This window comes from Micromonospora sp. WMMD558 (assembly GCF_049315255.1).
GTDB lineage: Bacteria > Actinomycetota > Actinomycetes > Mycobacteriales > Micromonosporaceae > Micromonospora.
In genome coordinates this window covers 3,668,696-3,689,579 of the sequence record NZ_CP186061.1, presented here as the reverse complement: position 1 = coordinate 3,689,579, position 20,884 = coordinate 3,668,696, and the positions used below count along the sequence as shown (strand labels likewise).

Genomic DNA, 20,884 nt, shown 5'->3' with positions numbered 1-20,884 from the left:
GTCGGTAGCCGCCATGAGCTCACATACATCGATCTGTGTCAACTTGTTGATCAGCGACGCGGCGGCCCGGCCGCAGGATCGCGCGGAGGCGTCCAGGGTCAGGGGGTTGCCTTCCGCCGGTTCGGGAACACGACGGATGGCCAGCTGTCACCCCCATTCGGAGACGCGGACAGCCGGCCATCCGTTCGACGGATCCAACCCCTCCCGCTCAGTCGGCCAGCGCGCCCGCCGCCCGGCCCTCGTGCAGGGTCAGGTTGCGCCCGGTGTTCGGGTCGAACAGGTGGATCTTCTCCAGGTTGAACCAGACCCGGTGGTTCTCCCCCTCGCGTACGGCCGACTCGGCCGACAGCCGGGTGACCAGGCTCGCGCCCCCGCCGGTGAAGTCGGCGCCGGCGTCGGCGGCCAGCTCCTCCAGCTCGGCGGCGCTGGCCCGCTCCCCCTCGACGCCGAAGTAGACGTACTTGTCGGAGCCCATCGACTCGACGATCTCCACCGGCGCCTCGAACTCCATGCCCCGGCGGCGGGTGTCGTCGTCGACCAGCGCCGCGTCCTCGAAGTGCTCGGGCCGGATGCCGAGGATCAGCTCGCGCGGGGCGTCCGCGTCGTCGAGCTGGCGGCGGACCCGGTCGCCGAGCGGCACGTCGCCGAGCGCCGTCCGCAGCGAGCCGTCCTGCACGGCCGCGTGCAGGAAGTTCATGGCCGGCGAGCCGATGAACCCGGCGACGAAGAGGTTGCGCGGGTGGTCGTACAGCTCCTGCGGCGGGCCGACCTGCTGCACGGCGCCGCCCCGCATGATGACCACCCGGTCGCCGAGGGTCATCGCCTCGGTCTGGTCGTGGGTCACGTACACGGTCGTGGTGCCGAGCTGCTTCTGCAGGCGGGACACGACGGTCCGCATCTGCACCCGCAGCTTGGCGTCGAGGTTGGACAGTGGCTCGTCCATGAGGAACGCCTTGGGCTGGCGGACGATCGCCCGCCCCATCGCCACCCGCTGCCGCTGGCCCCCGGAGAGGTTGGCCGGCTTGCGGTCCAGCAGCGGGGTCAGCTCCAGGACCTTCGCCGCCTCCTCGACCTTCTGGTTGATGGTCTCCTTGTCCAGCTTCTGCAGGCGGAGCGGGAACGCCATGTTCTCCCGGACGGTCATGTTCGGGTAGAGGGCGTAGGACTGGAACACCATCGCGATGTCCCGATCCCGGGGGGCCTTGTCGTTGACCCGCTGGCCGCCGATGCGCAGCTCGCCGGAGCTGATGTCCTCCAGGCCCGCGATCATGTTGAGGGTGGTGGACTTCCCGCAGCCGGACGGTCCCACCAGGATGACGAACTCGCCGTCGGCGATCTCCAGGTCGACGTCGGCCACCGCGACGGTGCCGTCCGGGAACTTCTTGCTCACCTTGTCGAGCACGATGTCAGCCACGACTACCACCTATCCCTTGACTGCGCCGGAGGTCAGGCCGGAGACGATGCGGCGCTGGAAGAAGAGCACGAACAGGATGATCGGAATGGTGATCACCACGGCGGCGGCGCAGATCGCCCCGGTGGGATCCTCGAACTGTGACTCGCCGGTGAAGAACGACAGCGCGACCGGCACCGTACGGGCCCGTTCGGTGGAGGTCAGCGTGATGGCGAACAGGAAGTCGTTCCAGCAGAAGATGAAGACCAGGATCGCCGTGGTGAACAGCCCCGGCGCGGCCAGCGGCGCGATGACCCGGCGGAACGCCTGGCCCTGCGTGGCGCCGTCCATCTTCGCCGCCTTCTCCAGGTCCCACGGGATCTGCTTGAAGAACGCCGACAGCGTGTAGATGGCCAGCGGCAGGGCGAACGTGATGTACGGCAGGATCAGGCCGGGCCAGGTGTCGAAGAGGCCGAGCTGCCGCTCGATCTCGAACAGCGGCGACACCAGCGACACCTGCGGGAACATCGCGATCAGCAGCGACACGCCGACGAGCAGCTTCTTGCCGGGGAAATCCAGCCTGGAGATCGCGTACGCGGCCATCGCACCGAGCACGACCGCGATCAGGGTGGCGATCAGGGCGATGCCGATCGAGTTGACCAGGGCACGGACGAACTGGTCGGTCTGGAAGATCGTCCGGTAGTTGTCCAGCGTCCACTCGCGCGGGATGAACTTCCCGTCGGTGAGCGTGGCCGGGGTCTTGAACGACAGCGACGCGATCCACAGCACCGGGATCAGCGCGAAGACGACCACGAGGACGTCGAGCAGTCCCCAGCGCAGCTTGGCCTTGGTGGTGGTGTCCGCCATGTCAACGCCTCTCCCCGTCGTCGCTGCCGGGGGCAGCGGTACCGAACAGCTTCACGAAGATGAAGGCGATGATCGCCACGGTGATGAAGATCAGCACCGACATCGTGGACCCGATGCCGAGGTTCAGACCCCGGATCAGGTTGTTGTAGGCGATCATCGACACCGACGACGTCTCGTTCGCCCCGGACGTCAGGACGTAGATGTTGTCGAAGACCCGGAACGCGTCCAACGTGCGGAACAGCAGGGCGACCAGGATCGCCGGCTTCATGACCGGCAGCATCACCTTGGTGAACCGCTGCCAGGCCGTCGCACCGTCGGTGGAGGATGCCTTGAGCAGGTCCTCCGGCACCAGGGCCAGGCCGGCCATCAGCAGCAGCGCCATGAACGGCGTGGTCTTCCAGATCTCGGCGAGCATGATGATCGCCAGTGAGCTGGCCCGCTCGGTCAGCGGCGCGCCCTCGCTGAACAGGTTCGCCAGGTAGCCGGTGCCGGGCGTCCACGCGTACCGCCAGGAGAACGCGGCGACGACCGTGACGATGCCGTACGGGATCAGCGCCGCGGTCCGGACGATCCCCCGGCCGACCAGCGTCCGGTGCATGATCAGCGCCAGCCCCATGCCGAGCACCAGCTCGACGGCGACCGTGACGACGGTGATCAGCACGGTGACGCCGAACGCCGTCCACCAGAAATCGTTGGTAAGCACGGTCACGTAGTTCTCCAGCCCGATGAACTCGCGCTGGTCGGGGAAGCGCAGGTCGAAGCGCTGCATCGACAGCCAGACCGAGTAGAGGATCGGGTACGCCGTCACCAGCACCATGACCAGCGCGGCCGGCGCGCAGAGCAGCCAGCCGAGCTTGCGCTCGGCGCGCTTGTTCTCGCTCAGCGGGGCCTTGCGGCGGCCGGCCCGCTGGGCGGGCACGGCCGCGTGCCGCCCGGTGCGGGTGGCGGTCTCGTCGGCGGAGACGTCCGCCCCCGCCGGCGTCGCGTTGATGCTCATGCCGTCACCTCCCGGCGGCCGGAGTCGACCGCGTAACGGGTGCACTCGCTCACGGCAGGACCCCCTTCGATTCCAGCGCGTCGGAGATGGCGTCGCGCAGTTCGTCCGCGGTCGCAACCGGGTCGATCGCCGACGGCGGCGAGAGGATCGCCGACATCACCGTGGAGATGCTCTGGTACGCCGGGGTCAGCGGCCGCACCGCCGGCTCCTTCAGCTCCTCGAGGATCGTCTCCTTCATCGGGTACGCCTCGGTCATCTCCGGGTCGTCGTAGATGCTCTCGATGGTCGGCGGGACACCGTCGTTGATCGCGGAGAACTTCTGGTTCTTCTCGTTGCGGATGCACGTGGCGGCGTCGAACGCCTCCTCCGGGTGCTCCGAGTAGGCGCTGACGGCCAGGTTCACGCCGCCGATCGTGACCTTGCTCGGGGTGCCCGGCTCGATGCCCGGCACCCGCGCCCAGCCGACCTGCCTGGCCAGCTCCGGGTCCGCCTCCTGTAGCGCCGGGTAGACGAACGGCCAGTTCAGCTGGAACGCCCCGGCGCCGGACTGGAACTCCAGCCGGACCGGGTCCTCGGTGGCGTTGCTGAACGACGGCGACGTCACGCCCGACGTGGCGAAGCGCTGCAGCTGGGCGAGGGCTCGCACCGCCCCCTCGTCCATCACCGCCTCGGTGCCGTCGTCGTTGAGGATCCGCCCGCCGGCGCTCTCGACGAGCGTGTTGAAGAGCACCACCAGGCCCTCGTACTGGGCGCCCATGGTGAGCACCTGGTACGGCTTGCCCTGGTTCTTCAGCTCCTGGGCGGCGACGATCATCTGGTTCCACGTCGCCGGCGGCCCGGGCATCAGGTCCTTGCGGTACCAGAGCAGCTGCACGTTGGTGTTCTTCGGCGCCGCGTAGAGCCGGCCCTCGTACCGGGCGGTCTCCAGCGGGCCCTCCAGGGTGCCCTGCTCGGCCTCGGCCCGGTTCTCGCCGGTCCACTCCAGGATCCAGTCCGCGCTGGCGAACTCCTGGGTCCAGGTGACGTCGAGGCCGAGGACGTCCATGCCGGTGTCCTCGGCGGCGAGCCGGCGGACCATCTGCACCCGTTGCTCGTCGGCCTGCCGGGGCAGCACCCGGTAGACGATGTTGTACCGGCCCTGCGCCTGGGCGTTGCAGTCGTCGACGACCTTCTGCAGGTTCTGCTCGGGCGGGTAGTACAGGTTGATCGTGGGCGTACCGCCGTCACCGCCGGTCCCGCAGGCGGCCATGGGCGCCACCAACGTTAGCGCCGCGGCGGCGGCGACCGCGCGGGCGCGGGGTCGACGTCGCCGTCGGGCCTGGTCAGAGTCGCTCATCACCCCTCCCCTCCTTCTCGGCCAAAGCCGGGGGAAGGCTCCGTGCCCCGGCGCACGGCGAGACGGACGGGGCGCCGACCGGACAGATGCGTCGCGCCCCGGGCGTTTCGTGGCCTGAACACTGCCCGACCTGCGAAGTTCCGAAACCTGACGGCAACCGGAGCGCCACGATCCGTCCCGGTGTGGCGCACATCACCACGCTGCGGGCCGGGACGGGCGCCCGTACGCTCGCCCGATGGACGTCACCTTCTTCTTCGACCCCGCCTGCCCGTGGACCTGGCGTACGTCCCGCTGGCTGGTGGCCGTCGCCGACGCCCGTAACCTGCGCATCGAGTGGCGGGCGTTCAGCCTGGCCCTCCTCAACGAGGGGAACGTGCCGCCGGAACGCGCCGATGCGATGACCGCCTCGAGCCGGGCGTTGCGCCTGGTGGAGGCGCTGCGCGCCGAGGGGCGGCACGACGACGCGGGCCACTTCTACGCCGAGCTGGGCACCCGCACGCACGACGCCGGCAACCGGCCGGACCCGACGATCGTGGACGCGGCCGTCGAGGCGGCCGGGCTCGGCGGCGCGGCGGCGGCGCTCGACGACGAGCGCTGGGACGCGGCGGTACGCGAGTCGCACGCGCTCGCGTACACGTCGGTGGGCCCGGACGCCGGCTCGCCGGTGCTGATGCTGCCCGGCGCCGAGCGCGGCCTGCACGGGCCGATCCTGACCGAGGTGCCCGGCACCGATGACGCCCTGACCATCTGGGACTGCACCGTCCCGCTGATGCGCCTGCCCACCTTCCACGAACTGAAACGCGCCCGCCACTGACCCCGCCCCGGCAGGATCCGCGCAACTTCGGGGAAGATGTCCCCTCGCCGCGCGCCGAGGCAGCATCTTCCCCGAAGTTGCCCTGCCGAGCGTCGGGTAGGCCGTGGGTGCTGGTTATCCACAGGGGCAGACGGGGGCGGTGGGGGTCGTCCACCGTGGATGGATGCCGGTTCCTCCTCGACGGCCCGCGCGCCTGCAGGGGCGCCTCTTTCGTGGGTCCCAGGTCGTGTCCCAAGGGCTGCTCACCCGCGCTGAGCTGCGAAGCACCGCATGGCGGCCACTCTTCAAGGACGTCTACGCCGACGCCGGACTCGTCGTCTCGCATCCGACACGCTGCGCGGCGGCGGCACGGTGGTTGATCCCTCCCGGTGCGGCGATCGCCGGGCGAAGTGCCGCGGCCCTGTTCGGAGCCGGCCGCGTGGAGGCACACGAGTCACTCGACGTCCTGGTGCCCGCCGGCCGGCGGTTCGGTCCGGTGAGCGGCCTGGCCGTGCACACCGCCACCCTGCCCGGGACCGACGTGGTCCTCCGGGCCGGCGTTCCGGTCACCACGCCGGAACGCACCTGCTGGGATCTCGCGCAGTGGCTCCGGGTGGAGGATGCCGTCGCCCTCGTCGACGTACTCGTCCGTCGCCGGCTCGTCGACGCCGGGCAGCTGACCGAACGGGCGCGTCGGCACACGGGTGAGCGCGGCTGGAAGCGGATGCTCCGGGTCGCCGGACTGACCGACGGGGGCGCGGAGTCGCCCCCGGAGTCCCGCCTGCGAGTCCGGCTCGTCCTGGCCGGCCTCCCCGCCCCGGCCACCCAGTTCGTGGTCGAACGCGATGGCGCCTTCGTCGCCCGACTCGACCTCGCCTGGCCGCAGTGGAAGATCGCGATCGAGTACGACGGCATCTGGCACCACGACCCGGAACAGCTCCACCGGGACCGCCGCCGGCTCAACCGGCTGGTCGGTGACGACTGGATCGTCCTGCACCTGACCTCGAAGCGCCTCGCGACCGACTTCGACGGCTTCCTCGCCGAAGTCCGCCACGCCATCCGCACCCGCAAACGGTGAGACCCGCGCCAGCGAAGGACGGACACGTCCACGCGTCGAGGGACACGGGTCAACTTCGGGGAAGATGCTGCCTCCCGCGCGGACGAGACAGCACTTTCCCTGAAGTTGCGCGGCCGGGCCGGGGTCGGGGTCGGCGGTGGGGCGGGGCGGCCGGGACGGCATGATGGGGCCGTGATCGCGCGGTTCAAGGATCTGTGTCTCGATGCTGCCGACGCCCAGGTGCTCGGCGAATTCTGGGGGCGGGTGCTCGACGGGGAGGTCGTGGATGCCGGGGACGGGGACACCCGCGTTGATCCCCGGGCGGCAGGCTCCGGCGCCGAGTCGATCTGGGTCAACCGGGTGAGCGAGCCGCGTACCGGCAAGACCCGCGTACACCTGGAACTGCGGCTGGCCGGCGCGGACCCGGCGCCGCTGGTCGCGGCCGGAGCGCGAATCGTCCGCGAGCCGGACGAGGAGATCGAGTGGTGGGTGCTCGCCGACCCGGACGGCAACGAGTTCTGCGCCTTCGCCGGCCGGCCGGACACCCGGCCGGGGCCGATGGAGCTGGTGGTGGACTGCGCCGAACCGGAGCGACTGGCCGGCTGGTGGGCCGGCGTGCTCGGTGGCGAGGTGGAGATGACCGGCTGGGACGCGGCCTCGTTGATCGGCGCGACCGGCTTCCCGTGGGACGAATGGATCTTCAACCCGGTGCCGGAGCGCAAGACGGTCAAGAACCGGATGCACTGGGACGTGGACCTGGTCGACCCGGAGCCGACCGCCCTGATCCGGGCCGGTGCCACGCTGCTGCGCGAGCCGACCGACCAGACCCGCTGGTGGGTGCTGGCCGACCCGGAGGGGAACGAGTTCTGCGCCTTCCCGCCCCGTCCCACCGAGTGAGCGGACGGTTACCCGGCGACCATCGGGTGGACTAGCGTTTACCTGCGCGTTCGCCACCGACGTCGACACGCCTCGGCCGACCCCGGCCCGCCCGATCGGTTGGTTCTCGCGGGAACTCCCACCGCCGCCGCCCCGGTTGGGCAGGATCGTCCCCAACGAGGAGGTGCCGTCGTGCAGGACACCCGCGCTCTCGCCCTGACGTTCGAGGTGAGCGGCCTGCCACCGGTCAAGACCGAGGCGCTGTCCATCTTCGCCGCCGGGCATCGGCAGGCGACGAGGGTCCGCGCCCTGCTCCAGGCGGCCTGCACGGCGGCCCAGCGCACCGGCTGGACCCCGCTGTCCGGGCCGATCGAGGTGGACCTCGTGCTGCGTTGCCCGCCGGGGCACCGCACCTCCGACGCGAGCACCCTGCTCGGCGGGGTGTGCGCCGTGCTCCAGGACAAGAAGCGGGTGGGCAGCATCGGCCTGGCCCACCTCGGCGTCCTGGTGGACGTCGCCCTCTACGACGACGACCGGCAGATCCGGAAGTTGTCGTACACGGAGGAACCGGCGGAGAACTTCTCATATCAGGTACGGGTGGCGGCCGTACCGGCCGCGGTTTGACCGACGGCCGCGGTGGGGTACCGCGGTCGCCGAGGAAGGGAGCGCCGATGTCGGAACCACACGTCACGCTGGATCCCCGCGACGCGGTGCAGGAGAAGCTGCGCGGCCCGCTGGAGGATCAGCTGACCTCGGCGTTGCAGGCCGCGACCGAACGGGTGCGGGCCAGCTACGCCGGTGAGCCGGTCGAGCAGGTCTGCCAGCGGCTGCTGGACGAGACCCGTGCCGGCCTGCACCCCGACATCGCGGCCGGCTTCAACCCGGACATGGAGGAGTTCTGCCGGGTGGCGGTGGCGATCGTCCGCGGCGCGGGCAGCTGACGCCCGGCGGCCGGACCCGCCCTGCCTCTCATCAACTGCCTCGACGAGCTGTCGGCGGCGGGCATCGAAAATGGGTCAGGACCGGGTCCGCAACTACCCGGCCCTGACCCTCCGCCGTCCGGTGTGGTAGCGGACATCGCCATGGTGGACGCGCGGGCGCGGCACGCCGCCCACGCCGGGCCCACCACAGCGAGCCGGCCCGCCTGCACTCAGCTCCACGGTGCCCACAACCGGACCGCACGCGCTCCGACTCACCCCGAAGAGCCGTGAGCGCCGGATCAGGTTAGGCGCGTTTTCGCAGCGCAAACAAGGTTCGCACCGGCCGTGGGAGCGTGATTGATACCAAGGTGAAAAAGCGGCATGTCGACGTAACGCGCCACTGCGACCTAGCGCTGTTTCCGGTCGAGGCGACCACTACGCGCGCGGCCGGCGACGGTCGCCGCGACCCCGCCGGCGAGGAGGGCGCCCGCCAGCACGTGCAGCATCCGTACGCCGGTCGGAGCGATGTGTTCCGCAGCCGGCAGCAGCGGCACCACCGCCACCCCGACGGCGAGGACCACCCCCGCCACCGCGACGAACACCGCCCGGCGGGCCGGCACCGCCGACGGTGCCTCCGTCAGCATGTCACGGCGGTCCGCGACCCGACGTGCGACCCCGACGGTGACCACCGCGCCGAGCAGTGTGCTGGCCGGATCCGACACCGTCCACCAGTGCACGCCGGTGGCGCTGTACCAGTCGACGCCGAGGGCCCCCAGCCAGTTCGTGTGGGTGACCCGGTCCCACACGACGTGGCTGATCGCGCCGAGCAGCGCCGACCCGGCGGTGATCCACCAGGGATGCCGGACCGCCGCCAGCGAGGTGTAGTCCGTCCACCGGAAGCGGGAACCGGCCGGCAGGTGGGGGGCGACCACCGCCACCGCACGACGGAAGACCCACGCGTACGCGAGGGCCACCGGCAGGCACCACCAGAGCAGCCCGGCGGCCGTGTGCGTCCGTGGGAGATCCCACGCGGTGCCGGTGAACAGGTACGCCACGTCCGGCGAGACCGCCCCGGTGACCAGGGCGACCCCGTCGAACCAGCGGGGTCGCCAGAGCTTCAGCGGCAGCACCGCCGCCGGATGGGACGGAAACGTCAGCGGCACGCCGGGAGGTTACCGGGTCAGAAGTGCCGCAGCAGGTCCGGAAACGCGGCCAGGTGCAGGACACTCGGGTCGCTGGCGTCCAGTTCGTCGTGCTCCAGCACCCACGTGTTCTCGTTGGGGATGAACACGGCGTTCATCCCGGCCGCGCGGGCCGGCAGGATGTCCGACTTCGGGGAGTTGCCGATCATCCAGGCGTCGGCCGGGTCGAAGTCGTGCTCCTTGGCCAGCCACCGGTAGGTGTCGACGGTCTTCTCCGGCACGATGTGCGCGGCCCGGAAGTGGTGCAGCAGGTCGGACGCGTCGAGCTTGCGCTGCTGCTCCTCCCGTTCGCCCTTGGTGAGCAACAGCAGCTCGTGGCGGCCGGCCAGCTCGTCCAGCGCCTCGGCCACGCCGGGCATCAGCTCCACCCGGTGCTCGACCAGGGCGACCGCCAGGTCCTCGATCTCCCGCTGCTCGGCCTCGGTGGCCGGCCGCTCCCGCAGGTGCTGGAAGCACTCCCCCAGGCTGCGCAGGAAGACCTTGCTGCCGTAACCGTGCGTCACGGCGTTGGCCCGCTCGATGTCATCGAGGATGGCGCGGACCTCGGTGCGGTCCAGCGTCGGGTGGTCCACCCACGCCAGGAAGTCGTCGATGACCCGCTCGAACAGGACATTGTTCTCCCAGAGCGTGTCATCGGCGTCGAAGACCAGTACCCGTCCCGGCTCGATCACCACGTCACCCGTCACGTCGCCCCCTTCGTCGCCCGGCCACCGTACTGGCAACGGCCAGCCAGGTCACCCGAGTTCCGTTCAGCGGCGGAGGTCGAGGATGAGGTCGGCTACCAGGGCCGTCCAGCCGGTCTGGTGCCAGGCGCCCAGCCCGGCCCCGTTGTCGCCGTGGAAGTACTCCGGGAAGCAGATCAGGTCCCGCCAGTCCGGGTGGGTCTGGAAGAGCTGCGCGGCGCCGTAGATCGGCCGCCGGCCCCAGCCGTCCCGGGTGAACAGGGAGATCAGCCGGGCCGACAGGTCGTCGGCGATCTCGTCGAGGCTGCGCTTCACACCGGACCGGGTCGGGTACTCGACCTGGAGGTCGTCGCCGAAGAACGCGGCGTAGTCGCGCAGCGCGCTGATCAGCAGGAAGTTGGTCGGCATCCAGATCGGGCCACGCCAGTTCGAGTTGCCGCCGAACAGGCCGCTGGTCGACTCGGCCGGCTCGTACCCGACGCAGAACTCCTGCCCGCCGAGGGTGACCGCGAACGGCTTGTCCAGGTGGGCGCGGGAGAGCGTCCGCAGCCCGTACTCGGAGAGGAACTCGTCGGTGTCGAGCATCCGGGCCAGCAGCCGGACGATCTGCTCCGGGCCCACCATGGACAGCAGCCGCTGCTGACGGCCGTCCGGGCCGAGCCGCCGGGCGCCGATCACGTCGGCGTACTCGGGCCGGTTGGTGAGGAACCAGCGCAGCCGCGCGCCCAGCTCGGGCAGCCGGTGCAGGGTACGGGCGGTCAGCCGGGTGACGGCGGCGAGGGGCAGCAGCCCCACCACCGAGCGGACCTTCAGCGGCACCTTCGTGCCGTCGGCGAGCCGCAGCACGTCGTAGAAGAAGGCGTCCTCGTCGTCCCACAACCCCTGCGAGTACGCGGCCGCGGCGATGTACGCGAAGTGTTCGAAGAATTTGGTGGCGGTGTCCACCCAGGTGCGGTCGTGCTCGGCGAGGACGACGGCGATGTCGAGCAGGTTGAGCGCGTACATCGCCATCCAGCCGGTGCCGTCCGACTGCTCCAGCACTCCGGCCACCGGCAGCGCGGCCGAGCGGTCGAACGGGCCGACGTTGTCCAGCCCGAGGAAGCCGCCCTCGAACACGTTGTTGCCGCCGGTGTCCTTGCGGTTGACCCACCAGGTGAAGTTCAGCAGCAGCTTGTGCATCACCCGGGCGAGGAACGTGTGGTCCCGGCCCCCGTCGATCTCGAACACCTTGAGCGCCGCCCAGGCGTGCACGGGCGGGTTCACGTCGCCGAACGCCCACTCGTACGCGGGGATCTGCCCGTTGGGGTGCAGGTACCACTCGCGGAGCAGGAGCAGCAGCTGCTCCTTGGCGAAGCCCGGGTCGACCCGGGCGATGCTCACGCAGTGGAACGCGAGGTCCCAGGCGGCGTACCAGGGGTACTCCCACGGGTCCGGCATGGAGATCACGTCGAAGCTGGTCATGTGCCACCAGTGGCTGTTGCGCCCGTGCCGGCGACCGGCCGGCGGTGGCGCGGAGCCCGGGTCGCCTTCCAGCCACCGCTTGACGTCGAAGTGGTAGAACTGCTTGCCCCACATCAGCCCGGCGATGGCCTGCCGGGCTACCAGCGCCTCGTCCGGGGTGGCCTTCGCCGGGATCACCCCGGCGAAGAAGCGGTTCGCCTCGGCCCGCCGCGCCCACACCACCGCGTCGTAGCCGTCGCCGAGGTCGGCCGGCGGGGGCGGTGTGCCGCCGGGCGGTGGGGCGGTCCGGGTCAGCCGCAGGCGGATCTGCCGGTACCCACCGGCCGGCACGGTCAGGACGTAGTGCAGCGCCCCCTTGGTGCCCTCCCGCTCCGGGTTGACCGTCGGCGCCCCGGCGACGACGTGGTCGTTGATCCCGTCCTTCGGGTAGCGGGACCGGCTGGGCAGCCCCCACAGCCGCTCGGCGTTGGTGTCGTTGTCGCACAGCAGCGGTGTGGGCTCGCCGTCGCCCTCCAGCACGAGCTGGCCGAGCACCCAGTGCTCGCCGACCAGCCGGGCGCCCGCGCCGTCGGGGGCCGAGCCCGCCGCCGAGCCGACGATGCGGGGCACCCGGTCACCGCCGGGCAGGCCCCACGCCCACGTGTTGCGGAACCAGAGGGTCGGCAGCACGTGCAGGGTCTCCGCCCGGTCGCCGCGGTTGGCGACGGTGATCAGGACGCACAGGTCCGTCGGGCCGGCCTTGGCGTAGTCGACGGTCACCGCCCAGTACCGGTCGTCGTCGAAGATCCCGGTGTCCACCAGCTCGTACTCGGTGTCGTCCCGGCCGCGCAGCGCGTTGACCGCGACGAGTTCGTCGTACGGGAAGGCGGCCTGCGGGTAGTGGTAGCGCCAGCGCATCCAGGAGTGGGTGGGCGTGGAGTCCTCGTACCACCAGTAGTCCTTCGCGTCCTCGCCGTGGTTGCCGCCGTCCCCGCCGAGGCCGAACATGCGCTCCTTCAGGATCGGGTCCCGGCCGTTCCACAGCGCCAGGGCGAAGCAGAAGGTCTGCCGGTCGTCGCAGACGCCCGCCATGCCGTCCTCGCTCCACCGGTAGGCTCGGGACCGCGCGTGGTCGTGGGGAAAGTAGTCCCACGCCGTACCGTGTTCGCTGTAGTCCTCCCGTACCGTCCCCCACGCCCGCTCGGACAGATAGGGACCCCATGCGCGCCACTCCCGCTCCCCCGCGTCGGCCTGGGCGAGCCGGATCCGCTCAGGGTCGGGCGCGGAAGCGTCGGGAGGCGGCACGTCGGTGATCACTCGCACATCTTCGACGCCGCCGGGGTACTTCACCACAGCGGCCATTCTTCTCGTGCCGCGTCACACCTCGCCGCCGGTGGAGGGAAATTGATCGACATCACCTTCGGTCCACAGGTCTGCGGTGAGCTGACCAGCGCCGCCACCCGGGAGTGGCTGGTGCCGGACGGTCTCGGTGGGTACGCCATGGGCACGGTCGCCGGGCTGCGCACGCGCCGCTACCACGGTCTGCTGGTGGTGGCGGGCGAGACACCGGCGTCCCGACGCGTGGGACTGGCGAGCCTCGACCCGGCGGTCGTGCTCCCGTCCGGGGCGCGGGTACGGCTCGGCGCCCACGAGTGGGCGTCCGGTGACGTGGATCCACGGGGCTTCGAGTTGCTGGAGCGCTTCGACCTGGCCGACGGGCTGCCCCGCTGGCGCTGGCGGATCGGCGACGTGGTGATCGAGCGGGAGCTGGCGACCGTGCACGGCCGGCCGTGCGTCGCGGTGGTGCACCGGCTGGTGACCGGCAGCCCGGTCCGGCTGGAACTCGCCGCGGCCTGCACCTGGCGGGACGCCCACGGCGAGCGCCGCGCCGACGGGCCCACGCCACGGATGGACCCGGTCGCCGACGGCGCCGTGGTCGAGGGCTGTTTCCGGCTGGCCGGGCCGGGCTGGGTGCCGGAGGGGCAGTGGTGGCTCGGCGCGCACCACCGCGAGGAGGCCGCGCGCGGCCTGCACCCCGACGAGGATCTCTGGTACGCGGGCGGCTTCGTCGGCGCGCTGGACCGGCCGGGTGACACCGTCTCGGTGCTCGCCTGGGCCGGCGACCTGGCCGCCGAGCCGCCGCCCGGGCCGGAGGTGGTGGCCGCCGCACGGGCCCGCAACCGGGCCGTGGTCGCGGCCGCGCAGCCGGTCGACCCGGTCGAGGCGACGCTCGTCCTGGCCGCCGACGCGTTCGTGATCGGTACCGGCCGCGGCCCGGACGTGGTGGCCGGCTACCCGTGGTTCGGCGCCTGGTCGCGCGACACGATGATCTCCTACGAGGGTCTGTTCCTGTGTACCGGGCGCGCGGACGAGGGCCGCGAGCTGCTGCGGTCGTACGCGGCGACGCTGTCGGAGGGGATGTGTGCCAACACCGCCGACACCGGCCGGGTGGAGTACAACACCGTCGACGGCACGCTGTGGTTCCTGCACGCGGTGAGCCGGCACGTGACCGTCACCGGTGACACCGACCTGGGCGCGGAGCTGCTGCCCGGGCTGCGCGGCGTGATCGACGCGCACGTGGCCGGCACCCGGTTCGGCATCGTCGTCGACCCGGCGGACGGGCTGCTCACCCAGGGCGCCCCGGCCGTCGCGTTGACCTGGATGGACGCCCGGGTGTACGGGGTGCCGGTGACGCCCCGGGCCGGCAAGCCGGTCGAGGTCAACGCGCTGTGGATCAACGGTCTGGCCGGGCTCGCCGAGCTGGCGGAGCTGGTCGGGCAGGACGCCGCCGAGCTGTGGCGGCTGCACGACCGGGCGGTCTCCGCCTTCCGGGAGCGGTTCCCCGCCCCGACCGGATGGCTGCACGACGTCGTCGACGCGCCCGCGCCCGCGTACCCGCTGGGCGGTGCCGCCGTCCACGACGACGACCTGCTGCGGCCCAACCAGCTGCTGGCCTGGTCGCTCCCGTACGCCCCGCTGGACCCGGACGAGCCGACGCTGCGCCGCGTCGCCGCCGGGCTGCTCACCCCGCTCGGCCCCCGCAGCCTCTCCCCGGACTCGCCGGAGTTCGTCGGCCGGCACCGCGGCGGCCCGGCCGAGCGGGACGGCGCCTACCACCAGGGCACCGTCTGGCCGTGGCTGCTCGGCCCGTTCGTGGACGCGAGCCGGCGGGCCAAGCTCCCCGTCGACGAGCTGTTCGTCGGGATCGAGGCGCACCTGACCGAGTTCGGCCTCGGCTCGGTCAGCGAGACCGCCGACGGCCTTCCGCCGCACCGGGCCACCGGGTGCCCGTTCCAGGCGTGGTCGGTGGCCGAGTTGCTGCGGGTGCGCCGGGTCCGGTAGGCAGCGGTTTACACGACCGCAACGGTTGTGTCTCCGCTGGTTAGCCAGCTACCAGCAGGATTGGTCCCGATCCAGTCGCGACGTCAACGGGGCACCGAAATGGTGCCGGCCGGCGCGCGCTCGGGGACAACTCAAGGGGGCCGCATGTCACCAGACGCCGCCGTCATCGACCTCCAGCCCGCCCGGCACGAGCGCGTGCTGATGTTGTCGTGGGAGTACCCGCCGGTGCTCGTCGGCGGCCTCGGCCGGCACGTCCACGCCCTGTCCGTCGCCCTCGCCGCCGCCGGCCACGAGGTCACCGTCGTCACCCGCCACGCCGACGGCGCACCCCTGGAGGAGTACGCCGACGGCGTCCGCATCGTCCGCGCCGCCGAGGACCCCGTCACCTTCCCCCTGGCCACCAGCTCGCTGCTGGCCTGGACGATGGCGTTCAACCACACCCTCACCCGCGCCGCCCTGCGCGCCACCGAGACCGGCGGGTACGACGTCATCCACGCCCACGACTGGCTCGTCGCCCACACCGCCATCACCCTCGGCGAGCATCTCGGCCTCCCGCTCGTCACCACCATCCACGCCACCGAGGCGGGCCGGCACCAGGGCTGGCTCCCCGAGGAGATGAACCGCACCATCCACGGGATCGAGCACTGGCTGAGCAACGCCGCCACGCGGGTGATCACCTGCTCCGGTTACATGCGGGACCAGGTCACCACGCTGTTCGAGGTGCCGGCCGGTGACGTCGACGTGGTGCCCAACGGGGTCGACGACCGGGCCTGGCACGCCCGCCCCCGGGCGGTGGCCTCCGCCCGGGCCCGGTTCGCCGGGGACGGCCCGCTGATCGGGTACGCCGGCCGGCTGGTGTACGAGAAGGGCGTCCAGCACCTCGTGCGCGCGGTGCCGTACCTGCGCCGGCGGCATCCCGGGCTGCGGGTGCTCATCGCCGGCGACGGGCCGTACCGGGAGGAACTGGTGGACCAGGCGCGGGGGCTGCACCTGCACGACACGGTCCGCTTCGCCGGGTTCCTCGACTCGACGCAGCTGCCGGCCGTGCTGGGCGCCACCGACGCGACCGTCGTACCGAGCCTCTACGAGCCGTTCGGCATGGTCGCGCTGGAGGCGGCCGCGGCTGGCGCGCCGCTGGCGGTGGCCGCGACCGGCGGGCTCGCCGAGATCGTCGAGCCGGGGGTCACCGGGGTGACGTTCCCGCACAGCGACCCGGACGCCCTCGCCGGAGCGGTGGACCAGCTCCTCGCCGACGAGGTGTTCGCGCGGCGGGTTGCCCGCCGCGCCCGGGCCATGGTCGGCGAGCGGTACGGGTGGGCGACGATCGCGGCGCGCACCGCCGGCACGTACGCCGCGGCCCGCCGTGCGCACCTCACCGGCGGACGGCTGGCCAGGGCCCGGCCCGGCGAGCGCCGACGGAGCATCGAGATCCCGGAGGGGAACCTCCTCGCGGTGGGCGGTGCTGCCGGCTGAGCGGCGGTCGGTAGCCCCGGACCGGGCCGTCCCCGCGGCCGCCGAGCCACCGCGCACCGGCGGACGGCCGGCAGCGCGCCCGCTTCAGCGGATGAATCCCGCACATCTCCTGGCCTAGGGTGTACGCCGGGCGGTGGATGGGAGCACTGTGGAGCGAGTGCTGATCGCCGGCCGGTACCGGCTTCTGGAGATGGTCGGGCGCGGCGGCATGGGCCGGGTCTGGTGGGCCCACGACGAGGTGCTGCACCGGGAGGTCGCGGTCAAGCAGATCGTCCCGCCGAGCTGGCTGACCGGCGAGGAACGCGACGAGCTGCGGCTCCGCACGCTGCGGGAGGCACGCACGGCCGCGCGCATCGACCATCCCCACGTCGTCAAGGTGTACGACGTGGTGCCGATGGGCGACAGCCCGTGGATCGTGATGGCGTACGTGCCGTCCCGGACCCTTCAGGACGTGCTCGACGACGACGGCCCGCTGCCGCCCCGGCGCGCCGCCGCGATCGGGCTGGACCTGCTCGCCGCCCTCGACGCCGCGCACACCTCGGGGGTGCTGCACCGGGACGTCAAGCCGGCGAACGTGCTGGTCGCCCGCGACGGGCGGGCCCTGCTCACCGACTTCGGGCTGGCCGTCTTCGACGGCGGCGACGGTGCGATGACCCGCCCCGGCATGGTCCTCGGCTCACCGCAGTACGTGGCACCGGAGCGCGCCGCCGAGGGGGTGTCGAGCGCGGCGGCGGACCTGTGGTCGCTCGGTGCCACGCTGTACGCGGCGGTGGAGGGGCGGTCCCCGTACGCCCGCAGCACCGCCATGGCCACGCTCAGCGCGCTGGCCGCCGCACCACCGGACCCGGCCCCGAACGCCGGGCCACTGGCCCCGGTGCTGGCCGGGCTGCTGTGCCGCGACCCGGGCGACCGCACCGACCACGACGAGACGCGGCGCCGGCTGACGGCCGCAGCGGAGTCGCCGGAACCCACGGCCGACACCGGGGCAGCCGCGCCGCAGCCGGTCACGCCGCCCGCCCCGACGGGCGCCGGCGCGGGCGGTCGCCCCGCGCACCGGACCGCCGTCCGGCGGTGGGGGCTGTCGGCCGCCGCACTGCTGGTCGCCGTCGCCGCCGGGGTGGGGACGGCCCTGACGGTGGCCGACGAGCCGCCGGAGCGTCGCGACTGGTCCCGGCCGTCCGACGGGCCGGCCACCCACGACCGGGACCGCCGCCACGGGCCGGCGCCCGGCGACCCCTGGGCAAGCGCGGTCGGCGACGGGCAGGACGGCGGGCCGGACCACCCGAAGCCACCGCCGCCCGGCCGGCGCGGCTTCCCGCCGCCGCCGTTCTCCTGTGTCCGACCCGACGCGGTCGGCGAGCCCGTGGTCGCCGCCGCCCCACCCGCCGGGGAGACGTTCCGCCCGCCACGTGGCTGGGCCTGGCACGCCGACACCCGCGGCTTCCGGATCGCCGTGCCGGCCGGCTGGCGGTACTCCGGTGACGGCGACGTGGCCTGCTTCCAGGACCCGACCACCGGACGCGCGCTGAGCGTCGCCATCCCCGGCGGCGGTCCCGCCGGAGCGCTGGACCGGCTGCGTGCCGCCCGGGAGCGCGCGCTCGCGGCCGGCGCGCTGCCCGGGTACGCCGAGTTCCGGCTCGGCGCCGCCGGCGCGGCGGCGGAGTGGGAGTGCGCGTGGGACACCCCGCACGGCAGCCGGCTGCGGGCCCTCCAGGTGGTGCTGGCGGCACCGACCGCCGGCTGGACGCTCGGCTGGATCACCCACGACGCCGACTGGCCGGCCGCGACGGCGCAGCTCACCACCGTCCGGACGAGCCTGCGCAGCGTCCGCTGACCGACCGGCCACCGATGCTCCGGATGAGAATCTGCACGCCGCTGACTATCGTGTGACACGGGGTGACCGAGGGGGAACGCGAGAGTGCGGCAGGGGCTGATCGCGGGCCGGTACCGGCTGCTCGACCTGGTCGGTACCGGCGGAATGGGCCGGGTCTGGCTGGCCCGGGACGAGATGCTGCACCGGGACGTCGCGGTCAAGGAGGTCGTCCCGCCGAACTGGCTGGCCGAGGCCGAGCGGGACGAGGTACGGCTGCGCTCGCTGCGGGAGGCGCGGACCGCCGCCCGCCTCGCCCACCCCAACGTCGTCCGCGTCTACGACGTCGTCCACGACGGCGACAGCCCGTGGATCGTGATGGAGTACGTGCGGTCCCGCTCCCTGCAGCAGATCATCACGACCGACGGGCCGCTGGGCCCCCGCCGGACCGCCCGGATCGGGCTGGCGGTGCTGGCCGCGCTGCGGGCGGCGCACCTGGCCGGCGTCCTGCACCGGGACGTCAAGCCGCACAACGTCCTCGTGGCCGACGACGGCCGGGTGGTGCTGACCGACTTCGGGTTGGCCACGTTCGACGGTGGCGACGGCGCGATGACCGGGCCCGGCATGGTGCTCGGCTCACCGCAGTTCGTGGCGCCCGAGCGGGCGCGGGACGGGATTTCCGACCCGCGTACGGACCTGTGGTCGCTCGGCGCGACGCTCTACGCCGCCGTGGAGGGCCAGTCCCCGTACGCCCGGCCCACCGCGATGGCGACGCTCAGCGCGCTGGCCACCGAGCCGCCCGACCCGATGCGGCGGGCCGGTCCGCTGCGCCCGCTCCTGACCGGCCTGCTGCAACGCGACCCGTGGCGCCGGTTGACGGCGGCCGAGGCGGAGCCGCTGCTGCGCGCCGCGGCGGCCGACCACGACCGGCCGGTCGGGCCGACCCTGCCACCTGGCGCGGGTGCCACTGCCGGTCGGCCTTCCTCGGCGGAGGCCGGCCCGCCACCCGCACCGCCGGCCGATCCGATGTCGACTCGGCACCGGCCGGCGGGCGCCGGTCAGGCGGCGGCACCGGCCGGCGGGCCAACCGCCGGCCAGGCGCCGGGACGGCGTCCGAGGAGCTTCCGGCGGCGACGGCCGTGGATCGCCGTGGGCGCGGTGTTCCTGGTGCTCACCGCGCTTGGCGTCGGCCGGGCCCTGGTGGGCGGCGACGGCGGCCGGCCGGAGCCGGGGGCCGGTTCCGGTGGGGGCGTCGCACCGGAGCGCCCGGCCGCGTTCGCCTGCGCCGCGCCGCCGCCCGCCGCCACCCCGGTGCCGTCGGTGCCGCCGCCCACCGGCGCGCTGCGCCTGGTACGCGGCTGGACGTGGCACGTCGACCCGGGCGGGTGGCGGATCGCCACGCCGGTGGCCTGGCTGCGGTGGACGGAAGGGACGGTGACCTGTTTCCGGGAGCCGGGCGGCGTCCGCATGCTCAGCGTCGAGGCCGGTCCCCACCGGGTTGACCCGGTGGGTTGGTGGCGGTCGGAGGAGCAGCGGCTCACCGGTGGCGGCCTCCTCAGGGACTACCGCCGGTTCCAGATCGCCCCGCTGGACATGTTCGACGGTGCCGCGGTGTGGGAGTGCGCCTGGGTCAACGCCGCCGGGGTACGCGTGCACACGGCCCGGCTGCTGCTGAACGTGACGACCGCTCGCGCGTACACCGTGTCCTGGTTGACCTCGGAGTTCGACTGGGGGGTCAACAACCCGTACCTCCTGATGGTCCGGCAAAGCTTCACGCCGCTGCCCTGACCGACGGATGTGAGCGGCCGGCCGCCACCCCGCGGGTGCGGCGCTGAACTACAGTGACGTAGTTTCGGCGCTCAAGATCCCCGGGAGGATGAGCGGACATGATGGGACCGTCGCATGCGCTGTCCGGCGCGTCGGTGTGGCTGGCCGGGTCCTGGGCGCTGGACCACTTCGCCGGCTACGAGCAGTCGCCGCTGGCGCTCGCGGTCGGCACCGCGGTCTGCGCGGGCGGCGCGCTCTTCCCCGACCTCGACCTGTCGGGAAAGGTCACCCGCAACCAGGGCGGCGCCACCGTCGCCCGCACCTTCGGCGTCTTCTCGCTGTTCATCGCCGAGGTCACGGAGAAGGTGTCGCTCGGGGTCTACTACGCGACGAAGCTCAGCAAGGATCCACGCCGCAGCAACGGCCACCGGACGCTCACCCACACCATCCCGTTCACCGTGCTGGTCGGCTGGGGCACCACCACGCTGTGCGCCGCGTACGGCAAGTGGGCCGTGATCGGCATCCTGTTCTTCATGTTCGGCCTCGCCCTGCGCGGCCTCTTCGACGAGTGGGCCGAGCGGGCCGGCTGGGTGGTCGTGACCCTCCTGTCACTCGCGGCGGCGTGGTTCACCTTCGCCACCCTGCCCGGCGACCGCGGTTACCCGATGATCGGGCTCGCCGTCGGCGTCGGGAGCTTCGTGCACATCCTCGGTGACATGATCACCCGGGCCGGGGTACCGATCCTCTGGCCCATCCCGATCAAACGTCGGATGTGGACGATGATCAGCCTGCCGGATTCGATCGCCCTGCGCGCCGGCAGCAAGACCGAGGTGGTGGTGGTCCGCGCCGCGCTGACCGTCATCGCGGTGCTGGCCGCCGTCGGGCTCGTCGCCCCCTCGGTGCTGCAACGCTTCAACATCGAGGTGTGACG

The 20,884-nt window shown here is 72.7% G+C and carries 17 protein-coding genes; 10 read left to right on the top strand and 7 right to left on the bottom strand.

From position 1 onward, the window contains the following. Positions 1–208 precede the first annotated feature (208 nt). From ACN26Y_RS17810 to ACN26Y_RS17795, 4 genes are read right to left on the bottom strand one after another with little or no spacing between them, the layout of a single operon-like run. Positions 209–1,414, bottom strand: coding sequence for an ABC transporter ATP-binding protein (locus tag ACN26Y_RS17810; protein ID WP_155331345.1), 1,206 nt, complete (start codon positions 1,412–1,414; stop codon positions 209–211). Positions 1,415–1,423: 9 nt separating this feature from the next. Continuing rightward, positions 1,424–2,257, bottom strand: a complete 834-nt coding sequence (locus tag ACN26Y_RS17805) for a carbohydrate ABC transporter permease (protein ID WP_155331344.1) — start codon at positions 2,255–2,257, stop codon at positions 1,424–1,426. 1 nt (position 2,258) lies between these two features. After that, entirely contained in the window at positions 2,259–3,254 is a 996-nt protein-coding gene (locus ACN26Y_RS17800; protein ID WP_422733054.1) for a carbohydrate ABC transporter permease, read from the bottom strand. Positions 3,255–3,303: 49 nt separating this feature from the next. Next, the gene (locus tag ACN26Y_RS17795; protein WP_155331342.1) at positions 3,304–4,590 is read right to left on the bottom strand and encodes an ABC transporter substrate-binding protein; all 1,287 of its coding nucleotides are present in this window, start codon (positions 4,588–4,590) and stop codon (positions 3,304–3,306) included. A 235-nt stretch (positions 4,591–4,825) separates the two neighbouring features. Here ACN26Y_RS17795 and ACN26Y_RS17790 point away from each other — a divergent pair, with 235 nt between their 5' ends. The 5 genes from ACN26Y_RS17790 to ACN26Y_RS17770 all read left to right on the top strand — a co-directional run bounded on the left by ACN26Y_RS17790 (position 4,826) and on the right by ACN26Y_RS17770 (position 8,257). Beyond that, positions 4,826–5,404 (top strand): DsbA family protein, encoded by a 579-nt coding sequence (locus ACN26Y_RS17790; RefSeq protein ID WP_422733053.1) that lies wholly within the window; start codon positions 4,826–4,828, stop codon positions 5,402–5,404. A 163-nt stretch (positions 5,405–5,567) separates the two neighbouring features. Then, the gene (locus ACN26Y_RS17785) at positions 5,568–6,461 is read left to right on the top strand and encodes an endonuclease domain-containing protein (protein WP_422733052.1); all 894 of its coding nucleotides are present in this window, start codon (positions 5,568–5,570) and stop codon (positions 6,459–6,461) included. 171 nt (positions 6,462–6,632) lie between these two features. Then, positions 6,633–7,337 carry a VOC family protein gene (locus ACN26Y_RS17780; protein WP_422733051.1) on the top strand — a complete coding sequence of 235 codons (705 nt, stop codon included), beginning with the start codon at positions 6,633–6,635 and terminating at the stop codon, positions 7,335–7,337. A 171-nt stretch (positions 7,338–7,508) separates the two neighbouring features. Beyond that, positions 7,509–7,940, top strand: coding sequence for a hypothetical protein (locus tag ACN26Y_RS17775; protein WP_155331338.1), 432 nt, complete (start codon positions 7,509–7,511; stop codon positions 7,938–7,940). Positions 7,941–7,987: 47 nt separating this feature from the next. Beyond that, positions 7,988–8,257: a hypothetical protein gene (locus ACN26Y_RS17770; protein ID WP_155331337.1), complete on the top strand. Its 270-nt coding sequence runs from the start codon at positions 7,988–7,990 to the stop codon at positions 8,255–8,257. Between the two features lie 386 nt (positions 8,258–8,643). Here the strand turns inward: ACN26Y_RS17770 and ACN26Y_RS17765 are convergent, their stop codons facing one another. From ACN26Y_RS17765 to ACN26Y_RS17755, 3 genes are all read right to left on the bottom strand, one after another. Next, entirely contained in the window at positions 8,644–9,399 is a 756-nt protein-coding gene (locus ACN26Y_RS17765; protein ID WP_155331336.1) for a DUF4184 family protein, read from the bottom strand. A 17-nt stretch (positions 9,400–9,416) separates the two neighbouring features. Then, positions 9,417–10,112, bottom strand: coding sequence for an HAD family hydrolase (locus ACN26Y_RS17760; protein ID WP_422734949.1), 696 nt, complete (start codon positions 10,110–10,112; stop codon positions 9,417–9,419). A gap of 75 nt (positions 10,113–10,187) precedes the next feature. Beyond that, positions 10,188–12,923 carry an MGH1-like glycoside hydrolase domain-containing protein gene (locus tag ACN26Y_RS17755; RefSeq protein ID WP_422733050.1) on the bottom strand — a complete coding sequence of 912 codons (2,736 nt, stop codon included), beginning with the start codon at positions 12,921–12,923 and terminating at the stop codon, positions 10,188–10,190. A 42-nt stretch (positions 12,924–12,965) separates the two neighbouring features. Here ACN26Y_RS17755 and ACN26Y_RS17750 point away from each other — a divergent pair, with 42 nt between their 5' ends. The 5 genes from ACN26Y_RS17750 to ACN26Y_RS17730 all read left to right on the top strand — a co-directional run bounded on the left by ACN26Y_RS17750 (position 12,966) and on the right by ACN26Y_RS17730 (position 20,882). Continuing rightward, positions 12,966–14,903: an amylo-alpha-1,6-glucosidase gene (locus ACN26Y_RS17750; protein ID WP_422733049.1), complete on the top strand. Its 1,938-nt coding sequence runs from the start codon at positions 12,966–12,968 to the stop codon at positions 14,901–14,903. Between the two features lie 144 nt (positions 14,904–15,047). Next, the gene (locus tag ACN26Y_RS17745; protein WP_422733048.1) at positions 15,048–16,376 is read left to right on the top strand and encodes a glycosyltransferase family 4 protein; all 1,329 of its coding nucleotides are present in this window, start codon (positions 15,048–15,050) and stop codon (positions 16,374–16,376) included. A 148-nt stretch (positions 16,377–16,524) separates the two neighbouring features. Next, positions 16,525–18,210 (top strand): serine/threonine-protein kinase, encoded by a 1,686-nt coding sequence (locus ACN26Y_RS17740; protein WP_422733047.1) that lies wholly within the window; start codon positions 16,525–16,527, stop codon positions 18,208–18,210. Positions 18,211–18,354: 144 nt separating this feature from the next. Further along, positions 18,355–19,974 (top strand): serine/threonine-protein kinase, encoded by a 1,620-nt coding sequence (locus ACN26Y_RS17735; protein WP_155334138.1) that lies wholly within the window; start codon positions 18,355–18,357, stop codon positions 19,972–19,974. 98 nt (positions 19,975–20,072) lie between these two features. Further along, complete coding sequence (locus ACN26Y_RS17730; protein ID WP_155331332.1) at positions 20,073–20,882, top strand: metal-dependent hydrolase; 810 nt, start codon at positions 20,073–20,075, stop codon at positions 20,880–20,882. Positions 20,883–20,884: the final 2 nt, after the last annotated feature.

Bases quoted from the DNA above. Each gene is read 5' to 3' on its own strand.
- ACN26Y_RS17805 (WP_155331344.1), bottom strand. From the start codon at position 2,257: ATGGCGGACACCACCACCAAGGCCAAGCTGCGCTGGGGACTGCTCGAC.
- ACN26Y_RS17800 (WP_422733054.1), bottom strand. From the start codon at position 3,254: ATGAGCATCAACGCGACGCCGGCGGGGGCGGACGTCTCCGCCGACGAG.
- ACN26Y_RS17795 (WP_155331342.1), bottom strand. From the start codon at position 4,590: ATGAGCGACTCTGACCAGGCCCGACGGCGACGTCGACCCCGCGCCCGC.
- ACN26Y_RS17790 (WP_422733053.1), top strand. From the start codon at position 4,826: ATGGACGTCACCTTCTTCTTCGACCCCGCCTGCCCGTGGACCTGGCGT.
- ACN26Y_RS17785 (WP_422733052.1), top strand. From the start codon at position 5,568: ATGCCGGTTCCTCCTCGACGGCCCGCGCGCCTGCAGGGGCGCCTCTTT.
- ACN26Y_RS17770 (WP_155331337.1), top strand. From the start codon at position 7,988: ATGTCGGAACCACACGTCACGCTGGATCCCCGCGACGCGGTGCAGGAG.
- ACN26Y_RS17755 (WP_422733050.1), bottom strand. From the start codon at position 12,923: ATGGCCGCTGTGGTGAAGTACCCCGGCGGCGTCGAAGATGTGCGAGTG.
- ACN26Y_RS17745 (WP_422733048.1), top strand. From the start codon at position 15,048: ATGTCACCAGACGCCGCCGTCATCGACCTCCAGCCCGCCCGGCACGAG.
- ACN26Y_RS17735 (WP_155334138.1), top strand. From the start codon at position 18,355: ATGGGCCGGGTCTGGCTGGCCCGGGACGAGATGCTGCACCGGGACGTC.
- ACN26Y_RS17730 (WP_155331332.1), top strand. From the start codon at position 20,073: ATGATGGGACCGTCGCATGCGCTGTCCGGCGCGTCGGTGTGGCTGGCC.